The sequence below is a fragment of the Symbiobacterium sp. genome (assembly GCF_040797425.1).
GTDB lineage: Bacteria > Bacillota > Sulfobacillia > Symbiobacteriales > Symbiobacteriaceae > Symbiobacterium.
Window position 1 is genome coordinate 28,843 of the sequence record NZ_JBFNEH010000008.1, and the last position, 15,643, is coordinate 44,485.

Here is a 15,643-nt window from a genome sequence, read left to right on the forward strand (position 1 = left end):
CGCCCCTCCCTCTTACCGCATCAGCCCCCGGAGCCGCTCGGCCACCTCCCCGGCGGCATCGGCCGGCTTCACCACCACGATCACCGTGTCGTCGCCGGCCACGGTGCCGATGATCTCCCGCACATCGAGGTGGTCGACGGCCGCGGCCACGCCCTGCGCCGTCCCGGGCAGCGATTTCAGCACCACCAGGTTGCCGCTGAAGTCGATGCTCAGCACGGCTTCCTTGAAGATGCGCCGGCGCTTGTCCCAGGAGCCCGCGGGCTCCTCCGGCAGGGCGTAGCGGTACCGCCCGTCGGGGGTGGGCACCTTGTTCAGCTGCAGCTCCTTGATGTCGCGCGAGATCGTCGCCTGGGTGACCGGAATGCCCTCTGCAGCCAGGGCGGCAGCCAGCTCTTCCTGCGTCTCGATCACACGGGTCTTGATTACTTCCAAGATCTTGGCCTGTCGTCGTGCTTTCACGGTCGTCACCTCATCACGCCAATCTGCGCACCCACCGGGGGCGGCCTTTTCCTGCGGATTCGGCGGCGCCCCCGCCGATCCCTGCATAATCATCCGCAAACCATGTATATGCAGTGCTGTATCGCCCTACACGCCCGAGAGTTTCTGCCGGAGCACGTCATAGAACCGGTAGCCCGGGAGCCGCACCAGCCGGGCCGGATACGGCGCCCGCTCCACCCGCACCACATCGCCCGGAACCAGGGGGAACGGGTCGGAACCGTCGGCCGAGAGGCCGACCTCACCGGGGCTCGCGACCACCCGGATGGCCACCGCATCGTCGGCGCCCACCACAATGGAGCGGGCGCTCATGGTGTGGGGGCAGATCGGGGTGATCAGGAAGCAGTCGACCGTGGGATCGACCACGGGCCCCCCGGCCGAAAGGGAGTAGGCCGTTGAGCCCGTCGGCGTCGCCACGATCACGCCGTCGGCGCGATAGCGGGCGACCTGCGTCTCGCCCACCGACACCTCCAGGTGCACCATCCGGGCGCGGGGACCCTTGGAGATGACGGCGTCGTTAAGGGCCGAGAGCTCCGACACCGGCACGCCCTCCCTTTCCACGGCGGCCCGCAGCATCACGCGCTCCTCCAGTACATACTCGCCGTCCAGCACGCGGTCGAGGCGGGAGAGCGCCTCGCCGCTCTCCATGGCGGTGAGGAACCCCAGGTGCCCGGTGTTGATGCCCAGCACCGGTACGCCGTACGGCGCCACCCGCTGGACCGCCCGGATGAGGGTGCCGTCGCCGCCCAGCACGATCAGCACATCGACTGCGGCCCACGCCTGCTCTCCGGCCATGGCCAGGTCCGGCCGCCCCAGGTGCCGGGCTGCAGACGGCGCCAGCAAGACCTCGGCCCCGCGGGCCTGGAGCCGCTCCAGAATCTGCGCGCCCGTCTCCAGCGTCGACGGCTTCTCCCCATTCAAGACCATCGCGACCTTGCGCATGCAGGCCCGGCCTCCCCGAGGCGTAATTTCCAAGTTAGTATTCGCCTCCTTCCTCATCCTTCCTCTTGTGTGCCGGGTCCCGGGTCCTCCGCCGGGCCCACACGCCCTCGAGTGTCAAAGTCCTGCACTCTCCCTCGCCAGGGGTGTACTGGATCTTGACACTCCCGCCGCAGACGATGGAGCCGCAACCTTCTCCGGCGGCCCTGGAGACGGGTCTGGTTCGGGTTGAACCGGTTTGAAACTGTCGCGGAAGTCGTAGCCACAGTCAACCGCGGGAGCGAATGTCAGAATCCAGCACACCCGACCGCAGGGGGGATGACGGATTTTGACGTTCCCGCCGCCGGTAGGAAGCGCCAGGCCCCGTCGGGACCAGTGTCACAGACCGGCGGGTTGAGGCAGCGTGAGACTCCGGTTGCACCCGGTCATGGTCACGCGGGCATTCCCCTGCGTAGACTGGTGCACAGTAGAACGCACGGCAGCAGCTGTGAAAGGAGGTGCCTGCCCGTGCTCACCGGCGCCACGATGCCGTCCAACCTTGCCGCGCTCCCCCTCGGAGCAGCCCCTCCGGCGTTCGCGTCTTCGGCTTCCCCGAGGTCGTCCGGAACGGGGCAGCCCAGCGCCGGTGCCCAGCCGGCCGTTCCGCACACCTGGCAGGGGCCACAGGCCGCGCTCCCCGGCACACCGGTTCCCTGGCCCCCCACCATCCTGCCCATGCCGGGCCCGGCCCGGCTCGGTCCGTCCCGGGTCCAGGGGGGGCGCCGCACCGGGGTGCTCGGCGTCGCCATGATGCCGGTGGCGGCCGTTCCGCCGCCGGCCGCGGCCGGCGGGCCGCACCCGCTACCCGGCCTGCCCCCCTGCCCGCTGCCGCATGGCTTCCCCAATCCCTTCGCCATCGCCGCGCTGATCGTGCCCGCACCCGCCGGCCCCGGTCCCGGAAGCGGCCCGCGCACGGTGACCGCCACGGGCCCCGGCGCATAGGCTGGGCCGGGGGGATATGGCGATGTACTACGGCTTTGGAAAACCCTTCGGTTTCGGTAAGCCCTTCGGTTTCATCGGGAGCCCCTTCTTCCAGAAACCCTTCTTCGGCAAAGGTTTTCCCGCGACGAAGTCCACGGGATTCAGTTCGGCCGTACCCAACACCACCATCGCGACCACGCCCTTCCCGGGCGGCATCTAGCGCCGGCGCCCGGACGGGCGGCGCGAAAAGCGCCCGGCCGACCCTCAGGTCGGCAGGGCTCGCTGACGCCTGGACTTACTGGGTATCCTTGGCCTCAGCCTTCGGCTCCTCGGCGGGCCTTTCCGGGAAAGGCTTCGGCTTGATCGCTTGCGGGGAGAACATCTGGATATAACCACAAGCCGGGCACCCCAGCATCACCACGGGCACTGCAGGCCCCGGCACGGGCTGATTCTTCTCGTTGAGCGCCAGCGGCGTCCAGACTCCGGGAACCTGGGCGAGCTTCTTGTTGCCACAATGAGCGCATTCCACTTCGATGGCCACGAACGCACCTCCTCACCTTCATGATTCCCGGTCTGAGGACTGGCTTCCTGCTTTCCGCCCCGGATTCTCCGCGGGCAGCAGCCAGGCCAGGAACTCCCGGTTGCCGTCGCCGCCCCGCACGGGCGATTCGATGACCTCCCGGCCCACGAGCCCCAGCGCCGTGGCGGCGCCCAGCACGCGCTCCACCGCCCGCCTGTGCTGGCGCGGGTCGCGCACGATGCCGCCCTTGCCCACCCCGGCCGGGCCCACCTCGAACTGTGGCTTGATCAGGGCCACGATCTGGCCGCCGGGGGCGAGCAGCCGCACCACGGCCGGCAGCACCAGGGTGAGCGAGATGAACGAAACGTCGACCACGGCCAGGGCCGGCGCCTCGGGCAGGCGCTCTACCCTGCGGATGTCGGTCTCCTCCATCGCCACCACCCGCGGGTCTGCCCGGAGGCTCGGGTGCAGCTGGCCGCGGCCCACGTCCACCGCGTAGACCAGGCGGGCGCCGCGCCGGAGCAGGCAGTCGGTGAAGCCGCCGGTGGAGGCGCCCACGTCCAGGCAGACGAGGCCCGCCGGGCGGATGCCGAAACGGTCGAGCGCTGCCTCCAGCTTGAGCCCGCCCCGCCCCACGTAGCCGATGGGATCGCCCGTGACCTCCAGCGCGTCTGCGGGCCCCACCTTGTGGGCGGCCTTCGTGACCACCTGTCCGTTCACCCGCACCAGCCCGGCGGCGATCGCCTCCTGGGCACGCTCCCGGGAAGGAAAGTGGCCACCCGCCACCAGGGCGACGTCGAGGCGCTGCATGCGCGGTTCCCCCTTTTCCGTGCACAGAAACGGAGCCCCTTCCCCGCAGGAAGGCGCTCCGCTGCTCCTTCTCGCTCCACCCCGGGCCCCGTGTGCGACCCTTCCGCAGGCGCTACTCGTCCCCCGCAGCCCGGGTACCGGGACGCCGCCGCACCCGCCGGCCGGCCGGCGCCGCGCTCAGCTCCGAGCGGAGCCGCAGCACCAGCTCCTCGGCGCGCCGGGCGATGCCGTCGGGCGTCAGCCCATACCGCGCCAGGTGCCGCACCGGGTTGCCGTGCGGGACGAACTCGTCCGGAATCCCCATGCGCAACACGGGGACGGGAACCCGGTGCTCATTCAGCAGCTCCAGCACGGCCGAGCCAAACCCGCCGGCGAGGCAGGCCTCCTCCACCGTGACCAGGGCGCCCACCTCCCGCGCCGACCGGACGAGCAGTTCGGCGTCCAGCGGCTTCACGAACCGCGGGTTGATCACCCGCGCGGAGATGCCCTTCTCCTCCAGCAGCCGGGCTGCCTCCAGACAGACCGGCGCCATGGTGCCCAGACCGATCAAGGCCACGTCCTCGCCCTGCCGGAGCACCTCGCCCTTGCCGATGGGGAGGGTGCGGAGTTGCTCGTCCAGCGGCACCCCCTGGGCCTTGCCCCGCGGGTAGCGCAACGCCGCCGGGCCGTCCAGCTGCAGGGCGGTGTAGAGCATGTGCTGCAGCTCGTTCTCGTCCTTCGGGGCCATCACCACCATCCGGGGGATGGTGCGCAAGAACGCCACGTCGAACACGCCCTGGTGCGTGGCGCCATCCTCCACCAGGCCGCCCCGGTCAATGGCCAGGGTGACCGGCAGGTTCTGCAGCGCCACGTCGTGGATCACCTGGTCGTAGGCACGCTGCAGGAAGGTGGAGTAGACGGCAAACACCGGCCGCATCCCGCCCTTGGCCAGGCCGGCCGCGAACGTCACGGCATGCTGCTCGGCGATGCCGACGTCAAAGTAGCGGTCGGGGAACTCCCGGGCGAAGCGGCTGAGGCCCGTGCCCGACGGCATCGCCGCGGTGATGGCGCACACGCGCGGATCCTGCGCGGCCAGCTTCACGATGGTGTTCCCGAACACCTCGCTGTAGGTGAGGGCGCCGGGCTTCGCCTTCCCGGTGGCCACGTCGAAGGGGCCGCCGCCGTGGAACTTGTCCGGCAGTTCCTCCGCGTACGGAACGCCCTTGCCCTTGGTGGTGACCACGTGGACCACGGTGGGACCCGGGTAGGCCCGGGCCTGCCGCAGCACCTCCTGCAGGGCCGCGATGTTGTGGCCGTCCACCGGGCCCAGGTACGTGAAGCCCAGGTCCTCGAAGAACATGTTGTGCACCAGCAGGTGCTTCACGCCTTCCTTCAACCGGTCGACCAGATCCAGCGCCTGGAGGCCGACGAAGGGGATCTGCCGCAGGGCCTCGGCCACGTCGTGCTTCACCCGCTGGTAGGAGGGCAGGGTGCGGATGCGGGCGAGGTAGTTGGAGATGCCGCCCACGTTGGGGGCGATGGACATGGAGTTGTCGTTCAGCACGACGATCAGCTTCGTCTTGTCCTGCCCGGCGTGATCCAGGGCCTCGTAGGCCATGCCGCCGGTGAGCGCCCCGTCTCCGATCACCGCCACGACCTCGTAGCTCTCGCCGGCAAGGTCGCGGGCCTTGGCCAGCCCCACGGCCGCCGAGATCGACGTGGAGGCGTGCCCCCAGTGGAAGTGGTCGTGCACCGACTCCTGGGGATCGGTGAAGCCGGCGATCCCCCCGTACTGGCGGAGCGTGTGGAACTGGTGGTACCGCCCCGTGAGCAGTTTGTGTACGTAGCTCTGGTGCGATACGTCCCACAGAATCTTGTCCCGCGGGCTGTCGAAGACCAGGTGCAGGGCCAGGGTCAGCTCGACGACGCCCAGGTTGGGTGCGAGGTGGCCGCCGTTGCGGGCAACCGTCTCCAGGATGACCCGGCGGATCTCTGCCGCGAGCTCCGTCAACTCGGCGGGAGTCAGCGTTTTCAGTTGCTCCGGACCCGTCAGGTCCCGCAGGTGCATCTTATGAGTTCCTCCTTCGCCCGTTCTGGGAGGACCGGCCGCCCGTGAACGAACGCCCCGTGATCTGTTCGGCCCAGTAGATCACCCGTGCGGCGGCCATGACCACCGCCGTGGCCTGACTGATCGCAAAGCTCTTGCCGGCAGCCTTGCCGCCCACCGTCAGGCCGGAGATCAGGCCGATGATGAGCAGGCTGAGCGCCTGCTCCGTCCAGGGGCTGCCTTCCATGGCCAGCGTCAGGTTCAGGGCCACTGTGGCGCCGGCAGCGCCGGTGACGGCGCCGGCCACGTCTCCCACCACGTCGTTGCAGAAGTTGGCCACAGCGTCGGCGTTGCGCACCAGCCACAACGCCTGCTTCGCGCCCGGAATCTTCTTGGCCGCCATCGAGTTCAACGGGGCCAACTCGGCGGCCGTCACGCTCGTTCCGAGGACGTCAAAGACGATGTTCACCGCGATGAGCAGAAGAACGATCACAAAGGCGATGACGGCGTGGACCCGATTCAGCGCGGCGCTGGACCCCCAGTTCACCAGCACCGCCAGCACGAATGAGAAGACGCCGACCCGGACCGCACGTCGCCATCCGGGAACTGATGGAGGAGGCTCCTTGGCCATGTCTGGGAAACGCTCCTGATGTACAAACTACTATCCGGGTGGCGCAGTACGTATCCCGAAAACGACCCGGATATTTCGATACTACCATACCACCTTTTGGCCAACAACGCCAGCGGCGAAGCCGCACGAAGTGAGGAGGGCAAACGCGTACAGGCGGATGCCCCGGGGGGCATCCGCCTGTGCGGTTCAAAAGGTTATGGGTGGCAGCCTGGCAAGTAAACCTTGCGGCTTAGGTCCAGCAGGATTTCCCCGAGGCCTCCGCAGCGTCGCCGCCACGGCGGTTTCCCTTTATGGCCAAGCTGCCGTGTTGCCATCGGCAGGCCTGGATTGGCAATTAGACCGCACTTTAATCCTTGCCAGACCTCTTGCGAGCAGCCTAGGAATTTTCTTCGACAACACACCTTTTCCTAGCCTCTTTTGCAGGTTGGGTTTCAGTAGCCGTCGCCCCCGTCGTCTGCTGGCCGGCGTCGGACCGGGGCTTTCGGGCCTCGCAGGCCCTCTGCTACATCCGCCTCACCCACTCAAGGCAGGCTACGCTGCACCCAGCACCTCACCATGTTTCAGTACCGCGTGCAGGTGTTCACTGCACCGTAGCCCTGTTGCTCGCATTGGTGCAACCGCCACGCGTGCAGGCCTCCACGGAAAGAGGGTCGTTCGCCCGCATGCCGTTGCGGGTCGCCCTCAGTCCGGCAGCTCCAGGCCTTCTGGCCCGGTTGGCTGAGCCCCCAGCACCAGCCCCCGATTGGGCATCGGCGGCCAGCACCAGAGACGTCATCGTTGTGCCCATCGACGGATTTTTAGGCCCGCCTTCAGAAAAGGTAGTACTGACTAGGATACTGCGCCACCCATAATCCGAGTGAACGTCCTTTGTCACCATGCAATCATAGCATCGATTAGCTCTCACGGTCAACGACATATTCTGCCAGAGACCGGAGAACCCACCCATTTTCGCCATAGACTGAGAGCGCATCACAGGCCTCGGCTGCGGCCTCCCGCGCCCGCCGGCGGGCCTCATCGAGGCCATAGAGCGACACGTACGTGGACTTCTGCTGCTTCGCGTCGCGTCCCACGCCCTTGCCGGTCTTCGCCGCGTCGCCGGCCACGTCCAGCACGTCGTCCCAGATCTGGAACGCCAGCCCGAACTGCGCCGCGTACCGGTCGAGGCGCTCCAAGTCGGCGTCGGCGGCGCCCGCGAGCAGCCCGCCGGCGCGTACCGCCGCCCGGAAAAGGGCGCCGGTCTTCAACGAGTGGATGCGCCGAAGCTGCGTCTCCCCCGCCCGGCGGCCTTCCCACTCCAGGTCCTCCACCTGGCCGCCCACCATGCCGGCCGCCCCGGCGGCCCGAGCCACCTCGGCCACCGCCCGCAGCGCCCGCTCGGGCCCGACGCGCTCCACGAAGGCCTGCTCCGCCATCACGGCGAAGGCCTGGGTGAGAAGCGCATCCCCGGCGAGGACGGCCATGGCCTCCCCGTAGACCTTGTGGCAGGTGGGCCGGCCGCGCCTGAGGTCGTCGTCGTCCATGCACGGCAGGTCGTCGTGGATCAGGGAGTACGTGTGGATCATCTCCAGGGCGCAGGCCGTGGGCATCACGTCGTTCGCCGTGAGGCCGAACAACTCGGCCGCCGCGATCACCAGAATCGGCCGCAGCCGCTTGCCCCCCGCCAGCAGGCTGTAGCGCATGGCCTCCGCCAGCCGGGGCGGCCAGTCAGGGCCGGCGCTGTAGCGGTCCAGCGCCGCGTCCACCAGCCTGCGCCGGTCGGCGAGGTACTGCCGCAGATCGTGCATCGGCTTGTCCACTCCCTACTCCTCCGGCTCGAACGGGGCGATCACCGTCTCGCCGTTCTGTTCCAAGAGCTGCTCGATGCGGGCCTCTGCCCCGTCCAGCAGCGCGTTGCAGTGGCGGGTCAGTGCGATCCCTTCCTGAAACAGTTCCAGCCCCCGCTCCAGCGGCAGGTCGCCGGACTCCAGTTCCTTGACGACCTGCTCCAGCCGCCGGATGGCCTCCTCGAAGCTCAGGTTCTCCGTCATGTTGTGTCCTCCCCTGTTCCGCCCGTGACCTCTTCCACCTGGCAACGCAGCGAACCCCTGTGCAGGAGCACGTCAAGCCGGTCGCCCACCTGCACCTGCGCCGCCTCCTTCACCACGCGCCCTTCCGCCGTGCGGGCGATGGCGTAGCCCCGGGCCAGGACGCTCAGCGGCGAAAGCGCCTGCAGCCTTCCCGCCAGCCCGCTGAGCTCGCGCCGCCGCGCCCCGATCAGGTTACCGCCCAGGTAACTCAGGCGCCGGGCCAGTTCCTGCAGCCGCTGCCGGTCCTGGATCAGGCGGCCCTGGGGACGCTGCAGCACCGGCCGCTCCGCCAGCGCCTGCAGCCGCAGGCGTTTCCGTTCCACCGTCCGCCGGGTGGCTGCCTCCAGCCGCTGGGCGAGCTGGTCCAGCCGCTGCCGGTCTTGCAGCAGCCGGCCCTGCGGGCGCCGGAGCACCGGGCGGTCGGCCAGCGCCTGCAGGCGGGAGCGCTTCTGCACCACGGCCCGGCGGGCTGCCGCCGCGAGGCGGATGCGCAGGCCGTCCACCAGCCCCTGCAGCTCCGAGCGGGAAGGCACCACCAGCTCGGCCGCGGCCGACGGCGTGGGCGCCCGCACGTCGGCGGCGAAATCGGCGATGGTGAAGTCGGTCTCGTGGCCCACGGCCGAGACCACCGGCACCGGGCAGGCGCGGATGGCCCGGGCCAGCCCCTCGTCGTTGAAGGCCCACAGATCCTCCAGCGACCCGCCGCCGCGCCCGATGATGATCACCTCAACCTCGGGCACGCGGGCCAGACGGTTCAGGGCCCGGATCAGGCTCTCCGCCGCGCCCGGTCCCTGGACCAGGGCGGGGGCCAGGATGAGCCGGATCCCGGGGAAACGACGCCGCGAGACGGTGATCATGTCCCGCACGGCGGCGCCGGTGGGTGCGGTGACCAGCCCGACGCAGCGGGGCAGGCGGGGCAGCGGCCGCTTCAGGGCCTGGTCGAAGAGCCCCTCCGCGGCAAGCCGTCGCTTCAGCTGCTCGAACTGCAGGTGCAGGCCGCCCAGGCCGGCGGGCTCCATCGTGACGGCGTAGAGCTGGTAGACGCCGTCCCGCTCGTAAACCGTCACGTTCCCCTGCACGATGACCTGCATGCCGTTCTCCGGCCGGAAGCGGAGCCGGTTGGCATGGGAGCGGAACATCACCACCTTCAGTTGCGAGACCTCGTCCTTCAGCGTGAAGTAGATGTGGCCCGACTGGTGCCACTTGAAGTTGGAGATCTCGCCGACCACCCAGACCGACTGGAGCAGCCCGTCGCTGTCCAGCATCCGTTTCACATAGCGCGTGAGCTCACGAACCGTGAGCACCTGCCGGTCGCTCTCTGCCTCCGGCGCGATCTGCACCCTTTCGCCTCCTCCATGGGCGGCCGGGCGTTCACCGGCCGCACTGCAGCCTGGCTGCCTTCACGGTGTTGGCCATCAGCATGGCGATCGTCATCGGCCCCACGCCGCCGGGAACGGGCGTGATCAGGCTGGCCACCTCGGCAGCGCTGTCGAAGTCCACGTCGCCCCGGATGCGCCGCTTGTAGCCCGGCACCGGGTTGATGCCGACATCGATGACCACCGCGCCCGGCTTGATGTACTCGCCGGTGATCATCTGGAGTTTGCCCACAGCCGCCACCAGGATGTCGGCCCGGCGGCACGTCTCCTTCAGGTCGACCGTGCGGGAGTGGCAGACGGTGACCGTGGCGTGGGCCCGGAGCAGCAGGGCGGCCATCGGCTTGCCGACGATGTTGGAGCGGCCCACAATCACGGCGTGCTTACCCTTCGGGTCAACGCCGTACTCCTGGAGCAGCCGCATCACCCCGGCCGGCGTGCAGGGCACCAGCCCGTCCTGACCCAGCCAGAGGCGGCCCACGTTCTCGGGATGGAAGCCGTCCACGTCCTTCAGCGGGTCGATCAGCCGCACCACGGCGTCGATGTCCAGCCCTTCCGGGAGGGGCGACTGGACGAGGATGCCATGGATGGCCGGATCGCGGTTCAGCCGCTGCACCAGCTCGGCCACCTCGTCCTGGCTGGCGGTGGCAGGGAGCTTGTGCAGCACGGAGTGCATGCCCAGCTCACGGGCCGTCCGCTCCTTGTTGGCCGTGTAGACCTGGCTGGCGGGGTCGTCGCCCACCAGGACCACCGCGAGCCCCGGCGTCAGGCCCTCTTCCTTCAGCTGCGCGACCTCTCGGGCCACCTCTTCCTGCACCCGGGCCGCGACCTGCTTGCCGTCGATGACCGTTGCGCTCACGTGATCGCCTCCGTTTCCTGGGTTCCCTAAGCTCCCTTTCGCTGCCTGCCCCCCTCAGTCCTGCGCATCTGCGGTGTGGCAGGCCCGGGCCAGCAGGGCGGTTCCCACGGCGTTGTCGGTGCTGTGACGCGGATCGGCGAAGGCCAGGCGCGCCCCCACCGCAGGGTGCTCCAGCCGCGTCCGCAGCCGCTCGCGCAGGATCTGGTTGGCGGCCACGCCGCCGACGATCAGGATCTCTCGAAGTCCCGTCTCCGCGATCGCGTGCAGCAGCCACTTCTCCAGGCTCTTGGCCACGGCATACAGTACGGCCAGCGCGAGGTCAGCGGGTTCCGCCTGACCCACCAGCCGCTGTGCGGCGCTCTCGGGCCCTGAAAACGAGAGGTTGTAGCCGCGGACGGACGACGGCAGCGTCACCCGCCCCGGCGTGCCCGCCCGGGCCAGCTTCTCCAGGTGCGGGCCGGCGGGGAAGGGCAGGCCCAGGGCCACCCCGACCCGGTCCACGAACTGGCCGGCGTGAAGGTCCTGGGTGCCGCCCAGGAGCGTCTCCGCAAAACCGCCCGGCCGGCGGGTGACCCGCACCAGTTCGGTGGTGCCCCCGGAGAGGTGGATGGCCAGGAACTCGCCGCCCTCTGGCGGGTTGTCGGCGGACCAGAGCCCGGCCTGGATGTGCATCTCCTGGTGCGTGGTGGGGTAAAAAGGCACGCCCAGCGCGGCCGCCAGGGCGCGCCCGAAACCCTCGCCCACCCGGAAGGGCGGCAGGTATGAGCCCTCCACGGGCCGGGGCTTCACCGACGCGGCCACGGCCACCACGTCGGGCCCGTGGGTCCTGAGCAGCGGCTCGGCCAGCTCCGGCAGGGCGTTCAGGTGGGCCCAGACCGCCTCCTGGGGAGCCACGCCCCGCTTTCCCCTTGCCACGGCGAGCGGGCGGCGCTGGTCCTCCAGCAGCCGCCCGGCATCATCCACAAGCGCCAGCGAGCAAGTGTAGTAGCTCGTGTCAATCCCGAGATAGAGCTTCTTCCGCACCGGCAGCACCCTTTACCTCGCGAATGACAGACCCCAGAATTCCGTTGATGAACCGCGACGAATCGGCCGTGGAGAAGGCCTTGGCCAGCTCCACCGCCTCCGCCACCGCCACGCTGTCCGGCACGTCGGGGCTGTGAATGATCTCGTAGACGGCCATCCGGAGGATGGCCCGGTCTACCGCGGCGAGGCGGCCCACAGACCAGTCCCGGGCGTACCGGGCGATCAGCTGATCGCTCTCCTCCCGCCGTTGCCACGCACCCGTCACGAGGCGGCGGGCGAACTCCTTGTCATCCTCGTCCAGCCGGCCGGGCGACCACTCGGGCTCCACCTCGCGGGTAAGGGCCTGAAAGACGGCCGTCTCCGGGTCGGTGCCCGCCACGTCTATCTGAAACAGCGCCTGCAGGGCGAGTTCCCTGGCTTTTCTTCTGCTCACGTTCCGACTCCTCCCGCGCTTCAACGCCCACCGGGCGGCAGCAGGCGCTCGAGAATCTGCACCAGCGACTCCGGCCCTTCGTCGAGCCGCTTGCCTATCCAGTACCCTATCCCAGTGCAGAAGAGAATAAACAGTGCCCACCAGCCGAAGCGGACCACCAGCAGGGCGAAAACAAACCCGCCCAGCCCGCCGATGATCTTGTAGCGGTGCTCACCTGCGACCTCCCTGAGCCATTCCCAGTTCACCGAATGGCCCCCCAATCAGTCCAGGCGGCGCGTGCGGCCGTCTGTCGCGATGTTCTCGATCTCGATGCGCACCTCCGCCATGTCCACGCCGACGACCCGCTTCACGTACTGCCGCACCTGGGACTGGATCTCCTCCGACACCTCCGGGATGGAGACGTCCGGGGAGACGGTACCCGTCAGGTGCGCGTGGAGGCCGTCGGGCGCGTGGGTGATGACCGCCTTCATGTCGCGCACGCCCTTCACGGAGCGGGCGGTCTTCTTCACCAGCGACTCCACCGCGCCCAGGGAGATGTGGACCTCGCCCATTGCGGATTCGTAGATGACGGGTTGTCCACCGCCCTGCCGCGTGAAGGCGAACAGGATCAGCCGCACGGACACGGCGAAAAACGCGCCGCCCACCAGGCCGATGATCACGCGCCCGCGCCCGGTCAGCAGCGCATCCTGCAGCCAGATGTGCACCTGGAGCCACTCGGGGGCGATGGCCACCAGAATCATCAGGCCCGAGATGATCGCCAGCGAGAACGTATAAATCGAAAGTACAATACGGTCGATGATTCCCACGTGGCAAGCACCCCTTAGCGTACACGATAGTCGTCCTCAGGCTCGTTGAACGAAACTCCCTGGACGTGGATGTTGACCTCGACGCACTCCAGGCCGGTCATGGACTCCACGGCACGCTTCACGGCTTCCTGCACCCGGGTGGCGACCTCCGGGATGCGCACGCCGAACTCGACAATGATGTAGAGGTCGATGGCGACCTCCTTCTCCCCCACCTGGACCTTGACGCCCTTGGAGAGGTTCTTCTTGCCGGTCATGCGCTCGCCGACTTCCGCTGCGAAGCCGCCGCTCATGCCCGCAACCCCGTCTACCTCCATCGCGGCGATGCCGGCAATGGTGCCCACCACATCATCAGCGATGCGAATCGAGGACTCGACCTGCGGTTCCCCGCCCTCTCTGGGTTCCCTGTCCACCGACATCCGCACCTCGCCTCCGCCGCACGTTATGTAGTATTCCAGGATCTTGCCGCCGGGATACAGCGGTGGGAGCCCGTGGCCGTCTGCATGCCCATCTTAACACAGTTTGCCAGGGTTTGTCATGCCAGCAGCGCCGGCGGCGGCCTGGAAGGCTGCCGCCCCTACTTGCGCGCCTGCTGAGCAAACCGGCTCGTTTGCTGCGCAACTTTTCCGCCTCTTCGTGCGTTAAATTCCGTGGAGAGGATCCACAGGCAGAAGAGGTGGAGACACATGGGCTCCGTGTTCTTCCATCTAGCCAAGGCGGTGCTCGTGCTCACGCTCCTGGCCCATGCCGGTTCGGTTCAGCTCATCGCCGCGGCAGACGCCCGGGTGCCACCGGGGCACCGGCAGGAGGCCGCCGGGGAGGTCGCCGCACAAGTGCCCGGCGGAACCGCGGCGCAGGTCCCTGGCGGTGCCGCGCTCCCCGTACCCGACGGGCCGGACGGAAGCGACGGGGAAGAGGCGGCACCGCCCGCCGGCGGAGGCGAGCCAGAGCCCGCGCCGCCCGACGCGGCCACCCGGCCGGACCCTGAGGTCGGGGCTCCCGACGCAACGCTACCCGCAGGGACCGCGCCCCTCGGAGAGGAGCCTGCGCCCGACCCCGGGCCGGCTGCACTGGTACCGGGGCTGCCCCTCGGGGAGCCCGTCTACTCGATCCCCTTCACCGGCCGCGAGATTGTGCTCACCATCGACGACGGCCCCTCCGGGCTGACGCGCGACTTCCTCGCGCTCCTGGAAGAGGAGGAAGTCCCGGCCGTCTTCTTCTGGCTGACCGGCAACAGGAACGTGAGCCTGGCGGCAGAGGTCGTGGCCCGGGGCCACCAGCTGGGAACCCATTCCGTGTCCCATCCCCGGCTGCCCCGGCTCTCACCCGCCGTCGCCGCCGACGAGATCCTGCAGTCGCAGGCCGCCCTCGCGGCAGCCGCCGGCGCTCCCGTCCTGTACTTCCGGCCGCCCTACGGCGAGCAAAACCCCTTCGTGCTCTCCACCGCCGCGGCGCACGGCATGACGACCGTGCTCTGGAATGTGGATTCCCGCGACTGGGCCCTGGCGGACAACCCGCAGCAGATCGTGGCCAATGTGATGGAACAGGTGCGCCCCGGCGCCATCATCCTCATCCACGAGAGGCCGCAGACCCTCGACGTGCTGCGCGACCTGATCCGCCGGCTCAAGGAAGAAGGTTACACCTTCGTGCCGCTGCCGCCGCCCTCGCCCACCGGCAAGTAGCCCGCGTCCAGCTCCTGAAACGCCAGGCTGCGCAGCGCCATCGGGTAGGCCAGTCCCAGCCGCTCGCAGAGGGGCAGAACGAGCCCCTCGAACGCCTCCGCCAACCGGCGGGCGGCGCTGCGCTGCGCCCGCAAGTCGAGAGGAGCAGCGAGCGCGGGACGTACCCGCTCCAGTGCGGCGGGCAGCCCCGGCACATCGTCAGCGCCCTCCCAGCCCGTGCCGGCGGTCCCCGGCGCCAGGGCGAGGCGGTAGACGTCGAGCAACCGCCCGCCGCAGGCGAAGAGCCAGCGGTGGGCGGTGAGCGTCTGCTCCCGCCGGATGGCGCGCGCCGCCCGGAACAGGTCGCGCCAGAAGTCGCCGATCAGGGCGGAGAGGTCGACTGGGACCCCGCGGCCGACGGCGGTCCCGCCGGAACCTTCTGCCGCCGCTCCGTACCCGTCGGCAGCCGGGCGGCTCGCTGGCTCCTGGTCTCCGTCGGCCGACGCCGGACCCATGGATGATACCCGCCGGTCGAACAGGGCCGTGAGCCCGGCGCCGGACGGCGCCTCGCCGGGGGGATGCAGCCAAAGCAGCCACTCCGACCCGTCGGCCGTGATCAGGCACCAGCCCCCGGCCTCCGGGCCGCTGTAGACGCAGCCTTCCCACTCCCGGGCCCACGCCCCGACGCGGGCGAGAGCGCCGGCCTCGCCGGCCACGTGCAGCACCACCCGGGCAGCCGCTCCCGGTTGCGCAGACTCCCCCGCTGCCCAAAGGGCTTCGACAGCGGGTTCCTGCTGAAGACGGCGGATCAACTCCTGCATCAAGTGTGCGCTCATCCTCCACCTCCGTCCGGTGATCGGACCGCCCCGGGCAGATCGCCCCGAACGCCCGCCGGGACGCCGGACGCGGTACGAACCGGTTCCGACCACCTTTCCATTCCTTACGCTAACACCTTTCGAATCCCTCTCATTTTCTCCGCCATCACTGCCCGGCACCCTGCACAAGGCCGCCACCCGGAGAAAACGTGTCGTGGGGGGTCTTCCA

The 15,643-nt window shown here is 69.4% G+C and carries 19 protein-coding genes; 3 read left to right on the forward strand and 16 right to left on the reverse strand.

Annotation, left to right across the window (positions count from 1 at the left end; genetic code table 11):
• Positions 1-12: 12 nt before the first annotated feature.
• On the reverse strand, positions 13-459 hold the full coding sequence (argR, locus tag AB2385_RS04120) for an arginine repressor (protein WP_367653666.1): 447 nt from the start codon (positions 457-459) through the stop codon (positions 13-15).
• 126 nt (positions 460-585) lie between these two features.
• Positions 586-1,437, reverse strand: coding sequence for an NAD(+)/NADH kinase (locus AB2385_RS04125; protein WP_367653667.1), 852 nt, complete (start codon positions 1,435-1,437; stop codon positions 586-588).
• Between the two features lie 768 nt (positions 1,438-2,205).
• Here AB2385_RS04125 and AB2385_RS04130 point away from each other — a divergent pair.
• Complete coding sequence (locus AB2385_RS04130; protein ID WP_367653668.1) at positions 2,206-2,415, forward strand: hypothetical protein; 210 nt, start codon at positions 2,206-2,208, stop codon at positions 2,413-2,415.
• Between the two features lie 22 nt (positions 2,416-2,437).
• Positions 2,438-2,614 (forward strand): hypothetical protein, encoded by a 177-nt coding sequence (locus AB2385_RS04135; protein ID WP_367653669.1) that lies wholly within the window; start codon positions 2,438-2,440, stop codon positions 2,612-2,614.
• A gap of 75 nt (positions 2,615-2,689) precedes the next feature.
• Here AB2385_RS04135 and AB2385_RS04140 read toward each other — a convergent pair whose 3' ends face one another.
• The 13 genes from AB2385_RS04140 to AB2385_RS04200 all read right to left on the reverse strand — a co-directional run bounded on the left by AB2385_RS04140 (position 2,690) and on the right by AB2385_RS04200 (position 13,357).
• Positions 2,690-2,935 carry a hypothetical protein gene (locus AB2385_RS04140; RefSeq protein ID WP_367653670.1) on the reverse strand — a complete coding sequence of 82 codons (246 nt, stop codon included), beginning with the start codon at positions 2,933-2,935 and terminating at the stop codon, positions 2,690-2,692.
• 18 nt (positions 2,936-2,953) lie between these two features.
• The gene (locus AB2385_RS04145; RefSeq protein ID WP_367653671.1) at positions 2,954-3,724 is read right to left on the reverse strand and encodes a TlyA family RNA methyltransferase; all 771 of its coding nucleotides are present in this window, start codon (positions 3,722-3,724) and stop codon (positions 2,954-2,956) included.
• Positions 3,725-3,836: 112 nt separating this feature from the next.
• A complete protein-coding gene (gene dxs, locus AB2385_RS04150) occupies positions 3,837-5,771 on the reverse strand; it encodes a 1-deoxy-D-xylulose-5-phosphate synthase (protein WP_367653672.1) in 1,935 nt (644 codons plus the stop codon).
• A gap of 1 nt (position 5,772) precedes the next feature.
• A complete protein-coding gene (locus AB2385_RS04155; protein WP_367653673.1) occupies positions 5,773-6,381 on the reverse strand; it encodes a hypothetical protein in 609 nt (202 codons plus the stop codon).
• 893 nt (positions 6,382-7,274) lie between these two features.
• Complete coding sequence (locus tag AB2385_RS04160) at positions 7,275-8,177, reverse strand: polyprenyl synthetase family protein (protein WP_367653674.1); 903 nt, start codon at positions 8,175-8,177, stop codon at positions 7,275-7,277.
• Positions 8,178-8,180: 3 nt separating this feature from the next.
• On the reverse strand, positions 8,181-8,408 hold the full coding sequence (xseB, locus tag AB2385_RS04165) for an exodeoxyribonuclease VII small subunit (protein WP_367653675.1): 228 nt from the start codon (positions 8,406-8,408) through the stop codon (positions 8,181-8,183).
• Positions 8,405-9,787, reverse strand: coding sequence for an exodeoxyribonuclease VII large subunit (gene xseA / locus AB2385_RS04170; RefSeq protein WP_367653676.1), 1,383 nt, complete (start codon positions 9,785-9,787; stop codon positions 8,405-8,407). Before xseA ends, xseB begins: the two co-directional genes overlap by 4 nt.
• A gap of 31 nt (positions 9,788-9,818) precedes the next feature.
• The gene (folD, locus tag AB2385_RS04175) at positions 9,819-10,679 is read right to left on the reverse strand and encodes a bifunctional methylenetetrahydrofolate dehydrogenase/methenyltetrahydrofolate cyclohydrolase FolD (RefSeq protein WP_367653677.1); all 861 of its coding nucleotides are present in this window, start codon (positions 10,677-10,679) and stop codon (positions 9,819-9,821) included.
• 54 nt (positions 10,680-10,733) lie between these two features.
• A complete protein-coding gene (locus AB2385_RS04180; RefSeq protein ID WP_367653678.1) occupies positions 10,734-11,702 on the reverse strand; it encodes an O-sialoglycoprotein endopeptidase in 969 nt (322 codons plus the stop codon).
• Entirely contained in the window at positions 11,674-12,135 is a 462-nt protein-coding gene (gene nusB, locus AB2385_RS04185) for a transcription antitermination factor NusB (RefSeq protein WP_367653679.1), read from the reverse strand. The genes AB2385_RS04180 and nusB overlap by 29 nt, the downstream gene beginning before the upstream one ends.
• A 20-nt stretch (positions 12,136-12,155) precedes the next feature.
• Positions 12,156-12,380 (reverse strand): DUF2273 domain-containing protein, encoded by a 225-nt coding sequence (locus AB2385_RS04190; protein WP_367653680.1) that lies wholly within the window; start codon positions 12,378-12,380, stop codon positions 12,156-12,158.
• 15 nt (positions 12,381-12,395) lie between these two features.
• Positions 12,396-12,941 (reverse strand): alkaline shock response membrane anchor protein AmaP, encoded by a 546-nt coding sequence (gene amaP / locus AB2385_RS04195; RefSeq protein WP_367653681.1) that lies wholly within the window; start codon positions 12,939-12,941, stop codon positions 12,396-12,398.
• Positions 12,942-12,955: 14 nt separating this feature from the next.
• On the reverse strand, positions 12,956-13,357 hold the full coding sequence (locus AB2385_RS04200; RefSeq protein WP_367653682.1) for an Asp23/Gls24 family envelope stress response protein: 402 nt from the start codon (positions 13,355-13,357) through the stop codon (positions 12,956-12,958).
• Positions 13,358-13,624: 267 nt separating this feature from the next.
• Here AB2385_RS04200 and AB2385_RS04205 point away from each other — a divergent pair, with 267 nt between their 5' ends.
• Positions 13,625-14,620 carry a polysaccharide deacetylase family protein gene (locus AB2385_RS04205; protein ID WP_367653683.1) on the forward strand — a complete coding sequence of 332 codons (996 nt, stop codon included), beginning with the start codon at positions 13,625-13,627 and terminating at the stop codon, positions 14,618-14,620.
• Here AB2385_RS04205 and AB2385_RS04210 read toward each other — a convergent pair.
• The gene (locus AB2385_RS04210) at positions 14,575-15,435 is read right to left on the reverse strand and encodes a hypothetical protein (protein ID WP_367653684.1); all 861 of its coding nucleotides are present in this window, start codon (positions 15,433-15,435) and stop codon (positions 14,575-14,577) included. The two genes, AB2385_RS04205 and AB2385_RS04210, sit on opposite strands and share 46 nt — an antisense overlap.
• Positions 15,436-15,643 lie beyond the last annotated feature (208 nt).

Excerpts from the sequence above, each read along its gene's own strand:
- AB2385_RS04125 (WP_367653667.1), bottom strand. The coding sequence starts at position 1,437 with ATGCGCAAGGTCGCGATGGTCTTGAATGGGGAGAAGCCGTCGACGCTG.
- AB2385_RS04135 (WP_367653669.1), top strand. The coding sequence starts at position 2,438 with ATGTACTACGGCTTTGGAAAACCCTTCGGTTTCGGTAAGCCCTTCGGT.
- AB2385_RS04145 (WP_367653671.1), bottom strand. The coding sequence starts at position 3,724 with ATGCAGCGCCTCGACGTCGCCCTGGTGGCGGGTGGCCACTTTCCTTCC.
- dxs (WP_367653672.1), bottom strand. The coding sequence starts at position 5,771 with ATGCACCTGCGGGACCTGACGGGTCCGGAGCAACTGAAAACGCTGACT.
- AB2385_RS04155 (WP_367653673.1), bottom strand. The coding sequence starts at position 6,381 with ATGGCCAAGGAGCCTCCTCCATCAGTTCCCGGATGGCGACGTGCGGTC.
- xseB (WP_367653675.1), bottom strand. The coding sequence starts at position 8,408 with ATGACGGAGAACCTGAGCTTCGAGGAGGCCATCCGGCGGCTGGAGCAG.
- AB2385_RS04200 (WP_367653682.1), bottom strand. The coding sequence starts at position 13,357 with ATGTCGGTGGACAGGGAACCCAGAGAGGGCGGGGAACCGCAGGTCGAG.
- AB2385_RS04205 (WP_367653683.1), top strand. The coding sequence starts at position 13,625 with ATGGGCTCCGTGTTCTTCCATCTAGCCAAGGCGGTGCTCGTGCTCACG.
- AB2385_RS04210 (WP_367653684.1), bottom strand. The coding sequence starts at position 15,435 with ATGAGCGCACACTTGATGCAGGAGTTGATCCGCCGTCTTCAGCAGGAA.